This window comes from Pseudomonas sp. B414, from assembly GCF_055408445.1.
Genome location: NZ_JBUZTQ010000001.1, coordinates 262662 through 280645, shown reverse-complemented (window position 1 = coordinate 280645; position 17984 = coordinate 262662). Strand labels below are relative to the sequence as shown.

Annotated in this window: 16 protein-coding genes; 10 read left to right on the top strand and 6 right to left on the bottom strand. The window is 58.9% G+C overall.

The window, feature by feature from the left end:
- Positions 1-12: 12 nt before the first annotated feature.
- Together ACZRMH_RS01290 and ACZRMH_RS01285 are read right to left on the bottom strand one after the other, a co-directional pair.
- Positions 13-1254 carry an SfnB family sulfur acquisition oxidoreductase gene (locus ACZRMH_RS01290; RefSeq protein WP_464011805.1) on the bottom strand — a complete coding sequence of 414 codons (1242 nt, stop codon included), beginning with the start codon at positions 1252-1254 and terminating at the stop codon, positions 13-15.
- Between the two features lie 219 nt (positions 1255-1473).
- Positions 1474-2238 carry a hypothetical protein gene (locus ACZRMH_RS01285; RefSeq protein WP_464011953.1) on the bottom strand — a complete coding sequence of 255 codons (765 nt, stop codon included), beginning with the start codon at positions 2236-2238 and terminating at the stop codon, positions 1474-1476.
- 649 nt (positions 2239-2887) lie between these two features.
- Between ACZRMH_RS01285 and ACZRMH_RS01280 the strand changes: the two genes are divergently transcribed.
- Together ACZRMH_RS01280 and ACZRMH_RS01275 are read left to right on the top strand one after the other, a co-directional pair.
- A complete protein-coding gene (locus ACZRMH_RS01280; RefSeq protein WP_464011804.1) occupies positions 2888-3820 on the top strand; it encodes an SdiA-regulated domain-containing protein in 933 nt (310 codons plus the stop codon).
- 100 nt (positions 3821-3920) lie between these two features.
- On the top strand, positions 3921-4829 hold the full coding sequence (locus ACZRMH_RS01275) for an SdiA-regulated domain-containing protein (RefSeq protein ID WP_464011803.1): 909 nt from the start codon (positions 3921-3923) through the stop codon (positions 4827-4829).
- 118 nt (positions 4830-4947) lie between these two features.
- Here ACZRMH_RS01275 and rpiA read toward each other — a convergent pair whose 3' ends face one another.
- Positions 4948-5619: a ribose-5-phosphate isomerase RpiA gene (gene rpiA, locus ACZRMH_RS01270; RefSeq protein WP_048361307.1), complete on the bottom strand. Its 672-nt coding sequence runs from the start codon at positions 5617-5619 to the stop codon at positions 4948-4950.
- Between the two features lie 141 nt (positions 5620-5760).
- Here rpiA and ilvA point away from each other — a divergent pair, with 141 nt between their 5' ends.
- A complete protein-coding gene (gene ilvA / locus ACZRMH_RS01265) occupies positions 5761-7278 on the top strand; it encodes a threonine ammonia-lyase, biosynthetic (protein ID WP_464011802.1) in 1518 nt (505 codons plus the stop codon).
- A 37-nt stretch (positions 7279-7315) separates the two neighbouring features.
- Positions 7316-7744 carry a DUF2269 family protein gene (locus ACZRMH_RS01260; RefSeq protein WP_464011801.1) on the top strand — a complete coding sequence of 143 codons (429 nt, stop codon included), beginning with the start codon at positions 7316-7318 and terminating at the stop codon, positions 7742-7744.
- A 118-nt stretch (positions 7745-7862) separates the two neighbouring features.
- Here the strand turns inward: ACZRMH_RS01260 and ACZRMH_RS01255 are convergent, their stop codons facing one another.
- The gene (locus tag ACZRMH_RS01255; protein WP_464011800.1) at positions 7863-8519 is read right to left on the bottom strand and encodes a histidinol-phosphatase; all 657 of its coding nucleotides are present in this window, start codon (positions 8517-8519) and stop codon (positions 7863-7865) included.
- A 143-nt stretch (positions 8520-8662) separates the two neighbouring features.
- Between ACZRMH_RS01255 and ACZRMH_RS01250 the strand changes: the two genes are divergently transcribed.
- Complete coding sequence (locus ACZRMH_RS01250; protein ID WP_003444551.1) at positions 8663-9142, top strand: RNA pyrophosphohydrolase; 480 nt, start codon at positions 8663-8665, stop codon at positions 9140-9142.
- Between the two features lie 21 nt (positions 9143-9163).
- Positions 9164-11443, top strand: coding sequence for a phosphoenolpyruvate--protein phosphotransferase (gene ptsP, locus ACZRMH_RS01245; protein ID WP_464011799.1), 2280 nt, complete (start codon positions 9164-9166; stop codon positions 11441-11443).
- A gap of 129 nt (positions 11444-11572) precedes the next feature.
- Here the strand turns inward: ptsP and ACZRMH_RS01240 are convergent, their stop codons facing one another.
- Positions 11573-12319 (bottom strand): NRDE family protein, encoded by a 747-nt coding sequence (locus ACZRMH_RS01240; protein ID WP_464011798.1) that lies wholly within the window; start codon positions 12317-12319, stop codon positions 11573-11575.
- Between the two features lie 130 nt (positions 12320-12449).
- Between ACZRMH_RS01240 and ACZRMH_RS01235 the strand changes: the two genes are divergently transcribed.
- Genes ACZRMH_RS01235 through ACZRMH_RS01225 form a run of 3 tightly spaced genes read left to right on the top strand, consistent with a single transcriptional unit; the run spans position 12450 to position 15073 of the window.
- Positions 12450-13232: a sulfite exporter TauE/SafE family protein gene (locus ACZRMH_RS01235; protein WP_464011797.1), complete on the top strand. Its 783-nt coding sequence runs from the start codon at positions 12450-12452 to the stop codon at positions 13230-13232.
- Between the two features lie 12 nt (positions 13233-13244).
- Positions 13245-14048 carry a prolipoprotein diacylglyceryl transferase gene (lgt, locus tag ACZRMH_RS01230; RefSeq protein WP_464011796.1) on the top strand — a complete coding sequence of 268 codons (804 nt, stop codon included), beginning with the start codon at positions 13245-13247 and terminating at the stop codon, positions 14046-14048.
- Between the two features lie 53 nt (positions 14049-14101).
- Positions 14102-15073, top strand: coding sequence for a thymidylate synthase (locus ACZRMH_RS01225; protein ID WP_095036207.1), 972 nt, complete (start codon positions 14102-14104; stop codon positions 15071-15073).
- A gap of 122 nt (positions 15074-15195) precedes the next feature.
- On the opposite strand, the gene cadR is transcribed toward ACZRMH_RS01225, so the two are convergent.
- On the bottom strand, positions 15196-15645 hold the full coding sequence (gene cadR / locus ACZRMH_RS01220) for a Cd(II)/Pb(II)-responsive transcriptional regulator (RefSeq protein ID WP_464011795.1): 450 nt from the start codon (positions 15643-15645) through the stop codon (positions 15196-15198).
- An 86-nt stretch (positions 15646-15731) separates the two neighbouring features.
- Between cadR and ACZRMH_RS01215 the strand changes: the two genes are divergently transcribed.
- Entirely contained in the window at positions 15732-17972 is a 2241-nt protein-coding gene (locus ACZRMH_RS01215) for a heavy metal translocating P-type ATPase (protein WP_464011794.1), read from the top strand.
- The last annotated feature ends 12 nt before the right edge of the window (positions 17973-17984 follow it).

Genomic DNA, 17984 nt, shown 5'->3' with positions numbered 1-17984 from the left:
GTGTCTCCGGGGTCAGATCCAGGAATGCCGGGCGGGCAGGGTGCCATTGAGGCGATAAGCGCCGATGGCGTGGTACTTCCAGCGCACCGGGTCATGCAGTGTGTGGACGCGGGCGTTGCGCCAGTGGCGATCAAGGTTGAATTCGGCAAGGCTGGCGCGGCTACCTGCCAGTTCGAACAGCTTTTCGCTGGCCAGCAATGACAGCTCAGTGCTCAGCACCTTGGCTTCGGCTACGGCGATCGAGGCGCGGGCAGCTGCGGCGGCGTCGATCGGCGCAGCGCTGACTTCATCGAGCACGCGACCGGCTTTGCGCAGCAACGCTTCGGCGGCGTGCAGTTCAATATGCAACTTGCCGATATCGGCAATCACATAGGGGTCATCGCTGTTGCGCTCGACCTTGGCGTCGATCCACGGCCGTGAGCGTTCGCGCACAAAGCTGATGGTGTCGGCAATGGCGCCGCGGGCGATGCCCAGGTCAATGGCCGCCTGGATCAGTTGCGACACTGCGCCCTGAATATGCGGGGTCTCGCCCAGGCGCCAGTTATCGAGCACCAGCTCGGCTTCAACCCGCACGTTGTTGAGCAAAACGGTGCCACTGGCGGTAGTGCGCTGGCCAAAACCGGACCAGTCATCCACAACCCGCAGCCCCGGGGTGCCACGGCGTACAAAGGCCATGACCTGTTTGCCGTCGTCATTGAGGGCCTTGACCGCGATCCAGTGGGCAAACAGTGCACCGGTGGAGTAAAACTTCTGGCCGCTGATAGCGAAATCTTCGCCATCAGCGTTGATGCGAGCCTGCATATCAAGGGTGTTTTTACTGCCGCGCTCCGGCCCGGCATTACCGATGCGCCAGCCTTGCAGCACGCTGGCGAACAACTGCTCTTTTTGCGGTTGGGTGGCGATGGCAGAAATCAGGTTGAGAATGCCAACCTGATTTTGCGGTATCTGACCCAGCGCCGGGTCGGCAGCCGAGATGATTGCGAACACCTCGGCCAGGGTCACGAATGACACCTGCGGCCCACCAAATTCCCGGGCAATGGAGATGCTTCCCAGCCCGCTACGGGTGAATTCTTCTATCAGCGACCAGGGCAGTTTGCGCTGCTGGTCGCGCTTGGCCGCGTGTTCACGGGCGCTGGCGGCCAGCTTACGGGCGGCTTCAAGGGCTTCGTTGTCGGTGCGCAGAACCTGCGCTGCGAGCAACAGAGGCGCGACATCCTGGTCGCTTTGCAGGTGTGCATTGGCCAAATTGGACATCAGTACCGCTCCTTGGCTGCACTCAATGCCCTGGCGTTATGCACAAGGGTGATTGTGTTACGGACCATACCTACCTCACGTTTCATGGGAGCGCCGCTTGAGCGGCGCGGATAAAAGTAGAGAGTCCGGTGGTCCGGTTCATATACCCTAATCGAGTATAAAAATTAAAAGAACTAACTTTTAGGAATATGAATAGATGATTCGATTGCTTGTCCGCCGCTAGCGGCGCCAGTTGGGCCGTGGTTCTGCGGCGCGTAACACCTCCCGTGGGGCCGGGTTGAGGTAGAGTCTTGGCGTGCCTACTCTGAGCATCCGTGCGGGCGCCCAGCGCGAATTGTTGCCCACGCGATCAATCACACAGTAAGTGACTTCCACGGTGGGGGCTTCGCCGGCCTCCTGGATGATGTGCGGGGGCACGAACACGCTGACGGGCTTGTCGATATCCACTTTGCGCAGTTTGGGCACGTCCAGCCGCACATCGCCCCAGAGCAGGGTGATTGCATCATCGCAAGCCATGTTGCGATAGGGTTCGATGGTCACGGGTACGCCGCGTTTCATCTGGCTGTGATTCACCCCGTAACGCTGGATGGGTTCCGGGATAATGAGCGGGGCGAGGCCCTGGTTTTCGTCGCCGATGGCTTCGCCACCAGGGCAGTCAAGTTTGACAAAAATTTTAAGTTGCGCAGAAAGAGCCGGGCTGCTGCCGATATGCATCACCCGGTAGTAAAGGCGTGCCGTACCATTTTGAATAAAACTCTGTGGCACTCTTAACAACACCGGCTGGCCGATGTCGGCCTTGTGAAGTTGTTGCGACGTGACATAACAACCGTCCCAGAACAACTCGACAAGGTCGCCTTCTTCCATGTTCGTGTAAGGGCTTATTGTAATAAGCAAATGTTCGGCAGCGTGGGCGCAAACAGTATGCCTGGCGGGGTTTGAGAGTGCAGGGGGCGCCAGTTTGTTGAGGCATGAGGTAAAGGGCATATTTAAAGATTCCTTTCCAGTATGTAAGGGAACGCTACACGTCTGCGCAGGCCGGGCACCCGGTTTATTGCCGAGGGTTACCTGCACCTTGATAACGTGATAAATAATGACTTGGCTTAACCGCCCGGGTTGATCGGTTTTTATTAGATAAGAGTCTGTAGCCATGAGTGTCAAGGGCGAATGGAGTTAATGTAAATGTCCCTCAGTTATTCGGAATGTTCCTACTGATAGAGTGCGATGAAGTTGTGCTGCAAGTCATTCTGGTGATGGGGTAGTGCATAATTAGCCTATAGGTATATAGGTTGTTTAATGGTCTGCTATCGACGACCTCTTGCACTTGCTCAATCACTGAGGGCCAGTGCGGTCATGATTTTTTTTGCGCTTTTGCCATTTATTTCACACTCCGTCTGCATAATCGCCAGGCGAGGCAGCCGGTCTGCCCGCTTTGTGATATCTAGTGTCCTGTCTCGCAAATACTGATCCCTTTTGACGGCGTCTGTTGTTGCCATGCTGCGTTGCCGCTCCTCCCCATAGCCAGCTATGAGTCGTCGCGGCGCCTTGCCTGACAACAACAGCCACTCGTCAAAAAAGGATCGTATTTGTGAGACAGGACACTAGATCTGGCCCAATTTTTCGGAAGCCCATACAAATGGCAACAGACCCACAGTTGATCCCGCCTGTACCCCGGTCCTCACGTTTGCGTATGCGCTGGTATTACTGGTTGTTACTGGTTGGCGCATTGCTCTATGTATTGGCGTCGGTCATGCATTGGGATGACCGCGGTGCGTTGTGGGTACTGGAGCGGTTTGAGAGCCCGACAGAACAGAGTGAAAGCATATGGCTGCCTGATTACACGGCAGTGATTGATGCCAAGGTATTGCCGGGCATGGAAAAGGACGAAGCGTCGGACCTGGCCTATAACCCGCTGACCAAAACGCTGTTTTCGGTCATGGGTAAGAACCCGTTTCTGGTGGAGCTAACCCTCGATGGTGACGTGTTGCGCAAAATCCCGCTGGTGGGCTGGAGCAACCCGGAAGGCTTGACGGTGATGGAGAACGGTCTGCTGGCCATTGTCGATGAGCGAGAGCATATGCTGAGCATCGTCAAGATCGATGCAGACACCAAAACCCTTAATATTGCCGACTTCCCCAAGTACGACCTGGGCCCTTCGGTAAACCAGAACAAGGCCTTCGAAGCCATTGCCTGGGACCCGCGCCGCCAGCAGCTGTTGCTGGGTGAAGAGCGTCCGCCACAGTTGTTTGTATGGAAAAGCGACGGCAGCCAGGTGCTCACCGGCAGCAAGCAGAAAGTACCCAGCGATGAGCTGGATCTGCGCAACCTGTCCGCCCTCAGCGTTGACCCGCGTACGGGGCATACGCTGGTGCTGTCGGCTGATTCGCATATGCTGCTGGAGCTTGATGAACTGGGTGAGCAAGTCAGCTTTATCACTTTGCTTGGTGGCTTCAATGGCCTGAAAAAAACCATTCCCCGGGCCGAAGGCGTTGCGATTGACGAGCACGGCACGCTGTATATGGTGAGCGAGCCGAACCTGTTCTATCGCTTCGAGAAAAAGGCCAGATAAGCGGTCGTTTTTGCTACAAGACAGGTTGTGTATTGAGGGTTAAGGTTGAATTCAGACAGTCGTGGTATTTCATTCGCCTGATCTGTTTAGAGTTCGACCCATGCGCCGTGTCAACCGTCCTACCGCTGTCACTTTTTTTATTGTGCTGGTGGCCCTGCTGGCCACCGGTGTAACCGCGCAACATTTTCGCCTGTTCGAACGAACCTGGTTCCAGATCAGCCAGATGTGGCACCCCGCCAACCCCAATGCCATCAACCTGGGTGACTATCGCGCCGTGTTGCAAGGCAAGGTCATCGAGGGGCTTGAGGATGATGTTTCGGCACTCACCTTCGATCCGCTGCGCAAAAGCCTGTTTACCGTAACCAACCAAAAAGCCGAACTGGTCGAGTTGTCCCTCGATGGCCGGATCTTGCGCCGGATCGCGCTGGTCGGGTTTGGCGATGCCGAGGCGGTCGAGTTTATTGGTGAAAATACCTACGTCATTACCGATGAGCGCCAACAGCGCCTGATCAAGGTAAAAATTGATGACAACACCAAGGTGCTGGATGCCCGCGATGCGGAGCAATTGACCCTGGGGCTCAATCGGTCAGGCAACAAGGGTTTTGAGGGGCTGGCCTACGACTCGGTGGGCAAGCGCCTGTTTGTGGCCAAGGAGCGCGACCCGATGCTGATCTATGAGGTGCGCGGTTTCCCTCAGGACAATCCGCAGCAGCCTTATGCCACCCATGTGGTGACCAACCCGCGACGTGATGCGCGGTTGTTTGTGCGGGACTTGTCGAGCTTGCAGTTTGACGAACGCACCGGGCATTTGCTGGCGCTGTCGGATGAGTCGAAATTGCTGCTTGAGCTGGATCTGGAAGGGCAGCCCATCAGCACCCTGTCCCTGAAAAAGGGCAAACAGGGTTTGACCCAATCAGTGCCACAAGCCGAGGGCGTTGCGATGGACGATGAAGGGACGATTTACGTGGTGAGTGAGCCGAATCTGTTTTACGTGTTCAAAAAACCTTAGCCAGTACAGAAACTACCTGTGGGAGCGGGCTTGCTCGCGATTGAATCGCTGCGGTGTAACCGTTACACCGCGTCGTTAGCATCGCGAGCAAGCCCGCTCCTACCAGTGTATGGCGGGGTTACTTGCTCAGGGTCTTCACGCCTTCAGGAGTGCCCAGCAACAGCAAGTCAGCCGGGCGGGCGGCGAACAGGCCGTTGGTCACCACGCCAACGATGGCGTTGATCTGACGCTCCAGCTCAACCGGGTTGGTGATCTGCATGTTGAACACGTCGATGATGATATTGCCGTTGTCCGTTACCACGCCTTCACGGTAAACCGGGTCGCCGCCCAGCTTGACCAGCTCGCGGGCCACGTGGCTGCGAGCCATCGGGATCACCTCAACCGGCAGCGGGAACGCGCCCAGCACGGGCACCAGCTTGCTGGCGTCAGCGATGCAGATAAAGGTCTTGGCCACGGCCGCGACGATCTTCTCGCGAGTCAGGGCTGCGCCGCCGCCTTTGATCAGGTTGAGGTTTTCGTCGCTTTCATCGGCGCCATCCACGTAGAACTCCAAGTCGCTGACCGTGTTCAGCTCATACACCGGAATACCGTGGCCCTTGAGGCGTGCAGCCGTGGCTTCGGAGCTGGCCACGGCGCCGTCGAATGCGCCCTTGTGCTGGGCCAGGGCGTCGATAAAGCAGTTGGCCGTGGAGCCGGTGCCGACCCCGACGATGCTCTTGTCATCCAGTTTTGGAAGGATGAAATCGACAGCAGCCTGGGCTACGGCCTGTTTGAGTTGGTCCTGGGTCATGCGGGCTCCGGGGCGGGAAGGGTAAACAGAAGGGCGCAAGTATAACTCAAGCTTGTAAAACCTTTGGATTCGTATGGTCGCCCGCGTAAACGCTGGGGTAGACTCCATGGTCCCTGCCAACCCGCCCAGTGAAGCTTTCCGATGCTCGAACAGTACGTTAAGAAGATCCTCACCTCGCGCGTTTATGACGTTGCCGTAGAAACCCCATTGCAAGCTGCCAATCAGCTGACCGCGCGGTTGGGCAATCAGATTTTGCTCAAGCGCGAAGACTTGCAGCCGGTGTACTCGTTCAAGATTCGTGGTGCCTACAACAAGCTGATGCACCTGACCGACGCCGAACGCGCGTGCGGTGTGGTGACCGCCTCGGCTGGCAACCATGCCCAGGGCCTGGCCCTGGCGGCGAAGGTGCTGGGGGTCAAGGCCACTATCGTGATGCCCAAGACCACTCCCGAGATCAAGGTTGAAGGCGTGCGCTCGCGGGGCGGTATTGTGGTGCTGCACGGTGATTCCTTCCCGGAAGCTCTGGCCTACTCGCTGCAACTGGTCGAGAAAGAAGGCTACGTCTACGTTCACCCCTACGATGACCCGCACACCATTGCCGGGCAGGGCACCGTGGCGATGGAAATTCTGCGCCAGCACCCGGCGCCGCTGGATGCGATCTTCGTCCCGGTGGGCGGTGGCGGGCTGATTGCCGGTATTGCGGCGTATGTGAAGTATCTGCGCCCGGACATCAAGATCATTGGCGTCGAGCCGGATGACTCCAACTGCCTGCAAGCCGCGATGGCGGCGGGCGAGCGCGTGGTGCTGCCAACCGTGGGGATTTTCGCCGATGGTGTGGCCGTGGGCCAGATTGGCCAGCACACCTTCGATATCTGCAAAGACTATGTAGACGAAGTGATCACCGTCAGCACTGACGAGATCTGCGCAGCCATCAAGGATATCTTCGACGATACCCGCTCGATCACCGAACCTGCTGGTGCGTTGGGCGTCGCCGGGATCAAGAAGTACGTTGAGCAACGCGGTGTTCGCGGCCAGACCCTGGTGGCGATCGACTCAGGTGCCAACGTCAACTTCGACCGCTTGCGCCATGTGGCCGAGCGCGCCGAGCTGGGTGAAGGCCGCGAAGCGATCATCGCCGTGACCATCCCTGAAGTGCCGGGCAGCTTCAAGGCCTTCTGCCAGGCAGTGGGCAAGCGTCAGATTACCGAGTTCAACTACCGTTATCACACCGGCAGCGAAGCGCATATTTTCGTTGGCGTACAGACTCACCCCGAGAACGACCCGCGCAGCGCACTGCTGACCAGCCTGACTGAGCAGGGTTTTCCGGTGGTCGACCTGACCGAGAACGAACTGGCCAAGTTGCATATCCGCCATATGGTCGGCGGGCATGCGGCCAAGGTCAGCGATGAATTGCTGTTCCGCTTCGAGTTCCCGGAGCGTCCGGGGGCGTTGTTCAACTTCCTCAACAAGTTGGGCGGGCGCTGGAATATCTCGATGTTCCATTACCGCAACCACGGCGCGGCCGACGGTCGGGTCATGGCGGGCCTGCAAGTGCCGGCTGATGAGCGCCATCTGGTGCCAGCGGCGCTCGAAGAAATCGGCTACCCGTATTGGGATGAAAGCGATAACCCGGCCTATCAGCTGTTTCTTGGCCGATAGGCGCTACGCTGGTTGAACGGATCAAGGGATTAATCAAATGGAAACGTTCACGGCGTTAAAACTGCTGCATGGCGTCTCGACACTGCTGTTGTTTGTCAGCGCCATTGCCTTGCTGGTGGTGGTGATTCGCCGCTGGCGGGCAGGGGATAAAAACCTGTCGGGCGGCGTGGTGCAGCGGCCCTGGGGATTTGTCTGGGCGTTGATGGGCCTGTGCTTGCTGGCATTGCCGGTCAGTGGCTGGTTTCTGGTGCATCTGGCCGGCTGGCCGCTGAGCCAGTTGTGGTTGCTGGCGGGCAGTTGTCTGTATCTGATGGGCGGTTTGAGCTGGTTGTGGCTGGTGGTGCGCCTGAATCGTTTACGGTTGGGGCGCGTGGCCAAACACCCCGGGTTCACCTTGGGCTTGGCGATTTTTTGTGCAATTTGCTTTATCGCCATTGCGGGATTGATGGGGGCAAAGCCGGTATAAGCACAATTGCTATTGTGGGAGCGGGCTTGCTCGCGATGCAGGCGCTGTGGTTTATCAGTTAAACCGAGCTGATGCCATCGCGAGCAAGCCCGCTCCTACAGATGTGGTTGTTTTTTGATCAGTCGCGCAGCGAGATCACCGGCCAGCCACGCTTGATAGCCTCAGCCCGCAGGTTCTCATCCGGGTCAACCGCCACTGGATGATCCACCTGCTCCAGCAGCGGCAAATCGTTCATCGAATCGCTGTAGAAGTAACTGTCTGCAAGGCTGTAGCCGTTTTCTTCGATCCAGCGGTTCAGGCGTGTCACCTTGCCTTCGCGGAAGCACGGCACGTCGGTGCTGCGCCCGGTGTAGCGGCCATCGACGATTTCACACTCGGTGGCAATCAGATGTTCCACGCCGAGTTTTTTCGCAATAGGGGCTGTCACCACACGGTTGGTGGCGGTGATGATCACCAGGATGTCGCCCGCCTCACGGTGCTTGGCCAGCAGGGCCTGGGCCTTGGGCAGCATCAGGCCATCAATGCAGTCGCGCATGAATTCGCGGTGCCACTGATCCAGTTGCGCCATGTCATGACGGCCAAAGATTTCCATGCTGAAATTAAGGTAGGCGGTGTTGTCGAGCTTGCCGGCCAGGTAATCCTGGTAGAACTCGTCGTTGCGCGCCTTGTAGGCGTCACCGTCGAGAATGCCGCGTTGGCACAGGTAGTCGCCCCAGGCGTGATCGCTGTCACCGCCCAGAAGGGTGTTGTCCAAGTCGAATAAAGCCAGACGCATTGAGGTTACCCGTTGAGTTGCCTGAGAAAAGGCCACAAGAATACGGTCTTTTAACAAGAGTGCACATAAGGCAGGAAGGCGCGTTGCTGCTTTCACAACCTTTGTGGAACAATGCGACGACATGCGTTTGCGAGGTTGTTGCCGTGATCGACCCCGATGGTTTCCGCCCTAATGTCGGGATTATTCTGACAAATGACGCTGGTCAGGTACTTTGGGCTCGCCGTATCAATCAAGACGCGTGGCAGTTTCCACAGGGAGGCATCAACCCTGATGAGACGCCGGAAGACGCCTTGTACCGTGAGCTGAACGAAGAAGTTGGCCTTGAACGCGAAGATGTAGAAATACTCGCCTGCACGCGAGGCTGGTTGCGTTATCGTTTGCCGCAACGCCTGGTGCGTACCCACAGCCAACCGCTGTGCATCGGCCAGAAGCAAAAGTGGTTTTTGCTGCGCCTGGTCTCTAACGAGAAGCGGGTGCGGATGGATTTGACCGGTAAACCGGAGTTCGATGGCTGGCGTTGGGTCAGTTATTGGTACCCGTTGGGCCAGGTGGTGACATTCAAGCGCGAGGTCTACCGTCGCGCTCTCAAAGAGCTTGCCCCGCGCCTTTTAACGCGCGCCTGACACGGAGTTCGACCCCGAGCCATGCTCAATACGCTGCGCAAGATCGTCCAGGAAGTTAACTCCGCCAAGGATCTCAAGGCGGCGTTGGGGATTATTGTGTTGCGCGTCAAAGAGGCCATGAGCAGCCAGGTCTGCTCGGTTTATTTGCTTGATCCAGAGACCAACCGTTTTGTCCTGATGGCCACCGAGGGCTTGAACAAGCGCTCGATCGGCAAAGTCAGCATGGCGCCCAACGAAGGCCTTGTCGGCCTTGTGGGTACCCGTGAAGAGCCTCTGAACCTCGAAAACGCCGCCGATCACCCGCGCTATCGTTACTTTGCTGAAACCGGTGAGGAGCGCTATGCCTCCTTCCTGGGTGCGCCGATCATCCACCACCGTCGTGTGGTTGGGGTTCTGGTCATCCAGCAAAAGGAGCGTCGCCAGTTCGATGAGGGTGAAGAAGCCTTCCTGGTGACCATGAGCGCACAGCTGGCCGGGGTTATTGCCCATGCCGAAGCCACGGGTTCGATTCGTGGCCTGGGGCGTCAGGGCAAGGGCATTCAGGAAGCCAAGTTCGTCGGCGTGCCGGGTTCTCCGGGTGCTGCGGTGGGTACGGCGGTGGTCATGCTGCCCCCAGCGGATCTGGACGTGGTGCCCGACAAGGCCATCACCGATATCCCCGCCGAAATTGCGCTGTTCAAGACCGCCCTCGAAGGTGTGCGCAACGATATGCGCGCGGTTTCGAAAAAACTCGCCAAGCAACTGCGCCCCGAAGAACAGGCGCTGTTCGATGTGTACCTGATGATGCTCGACGATGCATCGCTGGGCAGCGAAGTCAAAAATGTGATCAAGACCGGTCAGTGGGCCCAAGGCGCGCTGCGCCAGGTGGTGACTGATCACGTCAACCGTTTCGAATTGATGGACGACGACTACCTGCGTGAGCGGGCGTCGGATGTGCGCGACCTCGGGCGTCGCCTGCTGGCCTATTTGCAGCATGACCGCCAGCAAACCATGGTCTACCCCGACAACACCATTCTGGTCAGTGAAGAGCTGACCGCGACCATGCTCGGTGAGGTGCCCGAGGGCAAGCTGGCAGGCCTGGTGTCGGTACTGGGCTCGGGCAACTCCCATGTGGCGATCCTGGCTCGGGCCATGGGTATCCCGACCGTGATGGGCGTGGTTGACCTGCCGTACTCCAAGGTCGACGGCATCCAGATGATCGTCGACGGCTACCACGGCGAGGTCTACACCAACCCCAGCGAAGTGTTGCGCAAGCAATACGCCGAAGTGGTCGAGGAAGAGCGCCAGCTGTCCCTGGGGCTCGACGCCTTGCGCGAGTTGCCGTGCATCACCCCGGACGGGCATCGCATGCCGCTGTGGGTCAACACCGGCCTGCTGGCCGATGTGGCGCGGGCGCAACAGCGCGGCGCCGAGGGCGTAGGTCTGTACCGCACCGAAGTGCCGTTCATGATCAACCAGCGCTTTCCCAGCGAAAAGGAGCAGCTGGCGATTTATCGCGAGCAACTTTCCGCCTTCCATCCGCAACCGGTGACCATGCGCAGCCTGGACATTGGCGGCGACAAGTCACTGTCGTACTTCCCGATCAAGGAAGAAAACCCGTTCCTGGGCTGGCGCGGTATTCGCGTCACCCTCGACCACCCGGAAATCTTTCTGGTTCAGGCCCGGGCCATGCTCAAGGCCAGCGAAGGCCTGAACAACCTGCGTATTTTGTTGCCGATGATCTCCGGCACCCACGAACTCGAAGAAGCCCTGCACCTGCTGCACCGTGCCTGGGGTGAAGTGCGTGATGAAGGCACCGATGTGCCGATGCCGCCGATTGGCGTGATGATCGAAATCCCGGCTGCGGTGTACCAGACCAAAGAGCTGGCGCGCCAGGTGGACTTTCTCTCGGTGGGCTCCAACGACCTTACCCAATACCTGCTGGCCGTGGACCGCAACAACCCGCGGGTGGCCGATTTGTACGACTACCTGCACCCGGCGGTGCTGCAAGCCCTGCAATCGGTGGTGCGCGACGCCCATGCCGAAGGCAAGCCGGCGAGCATCTGCGGTGAAATGGCCGGTGATCCGGCGGCGGCGATCCTGCTGATGGCGATGGGCTTTGACAGCCTGTCGATGAACGCCACCAACTTGCCGAAAGTGAAATGGATGCTGCGCCAGGTCAGCCTGAGCCGCGCCAAGGAACTGCTGGCCGAAGTGATGACCATCGACAACCCGCAGGTGATTCGCAGCACGATCCAGTTGGCCCTGAAGAATATGGGGCTGACCCGGATGATGAATCCGGCGGCGATCAAACCGTATTAAAAAGGCCTCCCTTTGTGGGTGTGGAGGCATGTGTGGGAACGGGCTTGCTCGCGACAGGATCGACGCGGTGGTTCAGGCATACCGCGTCGTTTGCATCGCGAGCAAGCCCGCTCCCACAGGGTGTATGCCTCAGGCCTCTATCTTCACCTCGCCCAAACGCCCCCCTAGCGGCCCGAAGCTGTATTCCACCATCACCCTTGAGCCATCGGCATTCACAATCAACGCCGTACTGGCGCGGGTGCCGTAGCTGGGGCTGGCGATAAACACACTCGACAGCAAACTCTCCGTAGCCAGCCCTACGCCGGTGTCCGGCAGTTCGCTGAACGGTGCGGTCTGCGTATCTTTGAGCAAGGCCAGCAGCGCCTGCGGTTGCGGATCGCCCAGCACCTCGGCCAGGGCCGCCTTGGCCTTGAGCAACTTGGGCCAGGGTGTGTCCAGCCCGGCATTGGACAAACCATAAACCCCCGCGTCCAGTGGCTGCGGCGCCAGGTCTTTGGAATTGAAATGCCAGAGCTGATCGCGGGTGCCCAGCAGCAGATTAAACCCGGCATAGTCGACGGAACGTCGGCCAACGTGGGCGAAATATTCGGCAATTGACTGATTGCCGGTCAAAAAGTCCGCGACCAATTCACCCCGCGAGCGTCGCGAAGGCGGCTTGTGCGGTTCGCGAATATTGGTCAGGGCGGCAAAGCGCCCGTTGGCCCCCACCCCCAGCCAGGTGCCGCCTGCCTCAAGGTCGCGGCCGGCATACACCTGCGGTGCATTGGCCCACTGTGCCAATGGCTTGGCCGGGCGCGCATAGAATTCATCGCGGTTGGCCGCAACGACCAAAGGCTGTGCATGGCCGGGGCGCCAGGCGAAGACAATCAGACACATGGGCAGTCCTTAATGTTTTTTTAACCACACTACTTATAGATTGCTCAGGCGCCTTGCGCCATACCGTGCAGCGCAGTGGAGCCCAAGCCCTTGCTCCGTTACCATGCGGATCAAATTGGGAGGGGGCGTCATGGAATTTCTGCTCTATCTGGTGCTGGGAGGCTTTGCGGGTGTACTGGCCGGACTGTTCGGCGTAGGTGGTGGGATTATCATCGTGCCGGTGCTGGTGTTCAGCTTCACCTTGCAGGGTTTTAACAGCGAGGTGCTGACCCATCTGGCCGTAGGCACGTCATTGGCCACGATCATTTTTACCTCGATCAATTCGATTCGTGAGCACCACCGCAAAGGCGCCGTGCGCTGGCCGCTGTTTGTCTGGATGACCCTGGGCATCCTGATCGGCGCGGGTATCGGTGCGCTCACGGCAGAAGCCATTGCCGGCCCGCACCTGCAGAAAATCATTGGCGTGTTTGCCCTGGTGATTGCCGCACAAATGGCCTTTGGCTTGCAGCCCAAGGCCACTGGCACGGTGCCGGGCAAGTTAGGTCTGACCCTTGCGGGCACGGTGATCGGTTGGGCATCGGCGATTTTCGGCATCGGTGGCGGCTCGTTGACCGTGCCGTTCCTGAGCTGGCGTAGCGTGCCGATGCAACAAGCCGTGGCCACCTCGGCGGCCTGTGGATTGCCGATTGCCCTGGTAGGTGCATTAAGTTTCATGATCATAGGCTGGCATAACCCCGACCTGCCCGCGCATAGTCTCGGGTTTGTGTATTTGCCGGCGCTGCTCGGGATTGCCCTGACCAGCATGTTTTTCGCCCGTTTTGGTGCGCGGTTGGCCCACAAGCTTTCGCCACGCCTGCTGAAACGGCTGTTTGCCGCACTGTTGTTCTGTGTCGGTTTGAGTTTCCTGATCTAACAAGGAGTCGCAATGCTGCCTTACCCGCAGATTGACCCGGTGGCACTGGCCATCGGACCGCTGAAAATCCACTGGTACGGCTTGATGTACCTGATCGGCATTGGCGCCGCCTGGCTGATCCTGTCGCGCCGCCTTAACCGTTTCGACCCGACCTGGACCAAAGAGAAGCTCTCTGATCTGGTGTTCTGGGTGGCCATGGGTGTGATAGTCGGTGGCCGCTTGGGCTACGTACTGTTCTATGACCTGAGCGCCTATATCGCCAACCCGTTGCTGATTTTTGAAGTATGGAAAGGTGGCATGGCGTTCCACGGCGGTCTGATCGGCGTAATGCTGGCGGTATGGGGTTTTGGTAAGCGCAATGGCAAGTCGTTCTTCCAGATCATGGACTTTATCGCCCCTGTGGTACCGATCGGCCTGGGTGCTGGGCGTATTGGCAACTTTATCAATGCCGAACTGTGGGGCAAGGCCAGCGATGTGCCGTGGGCGATGATCTTCCCGACTGACCCGCAACAACTGGCGCGTCATCCGTCGCAGCTTTACCAGTTCGCCCTCGAAGGTGTGGCACTCTTCCTGATTCTTTGGCTGTACTCGCGCAAACCCCGTCCAACCATGGCGGTTTCCGGGATGTTCGCCCTGTTCTACGGCATCTTCCGCTTTATCGTCGAATTCGTCCGCGTGCCCGATGCCCAGCTGGGTTATCTGGCGTTTGGCTGGGTGACGATGGGGCAAATCCTCTGCATCCCGATGATCGCGGGTGGCCTGCTCCTGATCTGGTGGGCTTATCACCGCGACCCGGCGGCGCAAAAAGCTGCGTAACACATTCGAATGGCGGGGCTTGTAAGGCCCCGCATTCAAACGGTAGGAAAACCATGAAGCAATATCTCGACCTCGTTGCCAACGTCATTAAAAACGGCACCCTGCAAGCCAACCGCACCGGTGTGAAGACCATCAGTCTGCCCGGCGCCATGTTGCGCTATGACCTCAAGGAAGGCTTCCCGGCCATCACCACCCGGCGCATGGCATTCAAATCGGCCATTGGCGAGATGTGCGGTTTCTTGCGCCCGGTGAATAGCGCGGCAGATTTCCGCGCCTTGGGTTGCAAGGTGTGGGACCAGAATGCCAACGAAAATGCCCAGTGGTTGGCCAACCCATTCCGTCAGGGTGAAGACGACCTGGGCGAAATCTATGGCGTGCAATGGCGCAAGTGGCCAGCCTACAAGCAGGTCGATCGCAGCAATGTGGCCGCTATCGAGCTGTGCCTGAGCCAGGGCTATCGCCAGATTGCCGAAGGTGAAGAAGACGGTCAGGCCTACGTGGTGCTGTACAAGGCTATCGACCAAGTGCGTCAGTGTGTCGACACCATCATCAACGACCCGGGCAGCCGTCGTATTCTGTTCCACGGCTGGAACTGCGCCCAGCTCGATGAAATGGCTCTGCCACCGTGCCACCTGCTGTACCAGTTCCACCCGAATGTCGAGACAAAGGAAATCTCCCTGACCCTCTACATCCGCTCCAATGACCTGGGCCTGGGCACACCGTTCAACCTGACCGAAGGTGCTGCACTGTTGAGCCTGATCGGCCGCCTGACCGGCTACACGCCGCGCTGGTTTACCTACTTCATTGGCGATGCCCATGTGTATGAAAATCACTTGGACATGCTCAACGAACAGCTGACCCGCGAGCCGTTCCCGATGCCAAAACTGGTGATCTCGGATCGTGTGCCGGAATTCGCCAAGACCGGCGTGTACCAGCCAGAGTGGCTGGGCCTGATCGAGCCTGGCGACTTTAGCCTCGAAGGCTACCAGCACCACGCGCCAATGACCGCGCCAATGGCGGTGTAAAACACATCACCCACTCCACCCCCTGTGGGAGCGGGCTTGCTCGCGATCGCATCATCTCGGTGTTACAGATACATCGAGTTGCCTGCATCGCGAGCAAGCCCGCTCCCACAGGGTAGGGGGCGTCAATGCCCGTGGCTTCTGCCCACATGGCTTGGCTCGCCCTCCGGCGCGCTGACCGCCCCGCTGACTTCCAGCTGCTGCAAAATCCCGCAATGTTCGCCGTTCGGTCCTTCGCCACACTTTTGGCGCAGGTCGAGCAATTGCGCCTGCAAGGCCAGCAAACTGTCAACCCGTGCCTTGACGTGATGAATATGCTCGTCGATCAGTGCATTCACGCTTTCGCACTGGTCCTGCGGGCTGTCGCGCAGGTTGAGCAGGCTGCGGATCTCTTCCAGGGTCATGTCCAGGCTGCGGCAATTACGGATAAATGTCAGCCGCTCGACATGGGCCTGGGTGTACAAGCGGTAGTTGCCTTCACTGCGTGCAGGTTCCGGCAACAGCCCTTCGCGCTCGTAGTAACGGATGGTTTCGACCTGACAGTCGGTCAATTTCGCCAGCTCACCAATTTTCATCGTGCAGATCTCCAAAAGGATGCTTGACCCTATAGTGGCTACAGGGTCTTTACTTGGCAACAGGCACCTTTCCCGGACGCAACCTGATGAGCGATTCCATTCATACCCCGCACAAGCACGACCACGATCATGGCGACAAGCACGACCACGCCAGCCATGCCCATAGCTGCTGCTCGGCAGCGGCCGGGCCGAGTGTAATCAAGCTTGGCGCTACCTCCACGGCGGGCGCTCGCCTGAGCAGTTTTCGCATTGAAGCCATGGACTGCCCCACCGAGCAGACCCTGATCCAGAACAAACTGGGCAAGCTGGCGGGTGTACAGCAGCTTGAGTTCAATCTGATCAACCGGGTTTTGGGCGTGACCCACGACTTGCCGTCGACCGAGCCGATTATCGCGGCGATCAAATCCCTGGGCATGCAGGCCGACCCGATTGAAACCGGCGCGGATGCTGCGCCGGCTGCGCTACCTGCGAAAAAGCACTGGTGGCCGCTGGCCGTGGCCGGTGTCGGCGCGCTGGCTGCCGAAGTGCTGCACTTCACCGATGCTGCACCGACTTGGGTGATCGCGTTGGTGGCCCTGGTGTCGATTCTCAGCGGCGGCCTGACCACCTACAAAAAGGGCTGGATTGCCCTGAAAAACCTCAACCTGAATATCAATGCGCTGATGAGCATTGCGGTGACGGGTGCTGTGCTGATTGGCCAATGGCCAGAAGCTGCCATGGTGATGTTTCTGTTTACTGTGGCCGAGTTGATCGAAGCCAAGTCCCTGGACCGTGCCCGCAATGCCATCAGCGGGTTGATGCAAATGGCACCGGACAAGGCCACTGTACAAGAGGCAGATGGCTCCTGGGTGGAGCTTGAGGTCAAGGATATTGTCCTGGGCAGTCTGGTGCGAGTACGGCCAGGCGAACGGATCGGCCTGGACGGTGAGGTCGTGTCCGGCAGCTCGACGATCGATCAGGCGCCGATTACCGGCGAAAGCCTGCCTGTTGAGAAAACCCTGGGCGACAAGGTTTTTGCAGGCACCATCAACCAGTCCGGGGCCTTGGAATACCGGGTGACGGCCGAGGCCAGCCACTCGACCCTGGCGCGCATCATCCACGCTGTGGAACAGGCCCAGGGCGCACGGGCACCGACTCAGCGTTTTGTCGACAGCTTCGCGAAAATCTATACCCCGCTGGTGTTCGTATTCGCCCTGGCCGTGGCGTTGATCCCGCCGCTGTTTATGGGCGGCGTATGGTTCGACTGGATCTACCGCGCACTGGTCTTGCTGGTGGTGGCGTGCCCTTGTGCGCTGGTGATTTCGACTCCGGTAACCATTGTCAGCGGCCTGGCCGCAGCAGCCCGCAAGGGGATTCTGGTCAAGGGCGGGGTGTACCTCGAAAGCGGTCACAAGCTCGACTTTCTGGCCCTGGACAAGACCGGCACCATCACTCACGGCAAGCCGGTGCAAACCGATTACCTGCCCCTTGATCCGCTGGTTGCTGACAGCGCGCAACTGCTGGCCGCAAGCCTTGCCAGTCGCTCCGATCACCCGGTATCGCTGGCCGTGGCCAATGCGGCTGTGGATAAAAAGCGGCCATTGAGCGCTGTGGATAACTTCGCGGCGCTGGCCGGTCGCGGAGTGCGTGGCGAAATCGACGGCAAGCTCTACCACTTGGGCAATCACCGTCTGGTTGAAGAGCTGGGCCTGTGCTCTCCTGAGCTGGAAACCAAGCTGTTTGCGCTGGAAGAACAGGGCAAAACCGTGATCTTGCTGTGCGACAGTGCCGGCCCGCTGGCGCTGTTCGCCGTGGCAGACACAGTCAAGGAGACCAGCCGCGAAGCGATCCGCGAGCTGCATGAGTTGGGGATCAAGACCCTGATGCTTACCGGCGATAACCCGCATACCGCCAAGGCCATTGCCGCCCAGGTCGGCATCGACGAAGCGCAAGGCAACCTGTTGCCGGAAGATAAGCTCAAGGCGATCGAAGCGCTGTATGCCAAGGGGCATCACGTCGGCATGGTGGGTGATGGCATCAACGATGCCCCGGCGCTGGCCCGTGCCGAGATCGGCTTTGCCATGGCTGCAGCGGGTACAGATACCGCGATCGAGACCGCAGATGTCGCCCTGATGGACGACGATCTGCGCAAAATACCGGCATTTGTCCGCCTGTCACGGCAGACTTCGAGCATCCTCAAGCAGAACATTGCTTTGGCATTGGTCATTAAAGCGATCTTTCTTGGGGTAACCTTCCTCGGTATGGCCACCATGTGGATGGCCGTGTTTGCCGACATGGGCGTCAGCCTGTTGGTGGTATTTAACGGTTTGCGTCTGTTGCGCAAATAGACCAAGAGAGGC

Bases quoted from the DNA above. Each gene is read 5' to 3' on its own strand.
- ACZRMH_RS01290 (WP_464011805.1), bottom strand. From the start codon at position 1,254: ATGTCCAATTTGGCCAATGCACACCTGCAAAGCGACCAGGATGTCGCG.
- ACZRMH_RS01285 (WP_464011953.1), bottom strand. From the start codon at position 2,238: ATGCCCTTTACCTCATGCCTCAACAAACTGGCGCCCCCTGCACTCTCA.
- ACZRMH_RS01280 (WP_464011804.1), top strand. From the start codon at position 2,888: ATGGCAACAGACCCACAGTTGATCCCGCCTGTACCCCGGTCCTCACGT.
- ACZRMH_RS01275 (WP_464011803.1), top strand. From the start codon at position 3,921: ATGCGCCGTGTCAACCGTCCTACCGCTGTCACTTTTTTTATTGTGCTG.
- rpiA (WP_048361307.1), bottom strand. From the start codon at position 5,619: ATGACCCAGGACCAACTCAAACAGGCCGTAGCCCAGGCTGCTGTCGAT.
- ilvA (WP_464011802.1), top strand. From the start codon at position 5,761: ATGCTCGAACAGTACGTTAAGAAGATCCTCACCTCGCGCGTTTATGAC.
- ACZRMH_RS01260 (WP_464011801.1), top strand. From the start codon at position 7,316: ATGGAAACGTTCACGGCGTTAAAACTGCTGCATGGCGTCTCGACACTG.
- ACZRMH_RS01255 (WP_464011800.1), bottom strand. From the start codon at position 8,519: ATGCGTCTGGCTTTATTCGACTTGGACAACACCCTTCTGGGCGGTGAC.
- ptsP (WP_464011799.1), top strand. From the start codon at position 9,164: ATGCTCAATACGCTGCGCAAGATCGTCCAGGAAGTTAACTCCGCCAAG.
- ACZRMH_RS01240 (WP_464011798.1), bottom strand. From the start codon at position 12,319: ATGTGTCTGATTGTCTTCGCCTGGCGCCCCGGCCATGCACAGCCTTTG.
- ACZRMH_RS01235 (WP_464011797.1), top strand. From the start codon at position 12,450: ATGGAATTTCTGCTCTATCTGGTGCTGGGAGGCTTTGCGGGTGTACTG.
- lgt (WP_464011796.1), top strand. From the start codon at position 13,245: ATGCTGCCTTACCCGCAGATTGACCCGGTGGCACTGGCCATCGGACCG.
- ACZRMH_RS01225 (WP_095036207.1), top strand. From the start codon at position 14,102: ATGAAGCAATATCTCGACCTCGTTGCCAACGTCATTAAAAACGGCACC.
- cadR (WP_464011795.1), bottom strand. From the start codon at position 15,645: ATGAAAATTGGTGAGCTGGCGAAATTGACCGACTGTCAGGTCGAAACC.
- ACZRMH_RS01215 (WP_464011794.1), top strand. From the start codon at position 15,732: ATGAGCGATTCCATTCATACCCCGCACAAGCACGACCACGATCATGGC.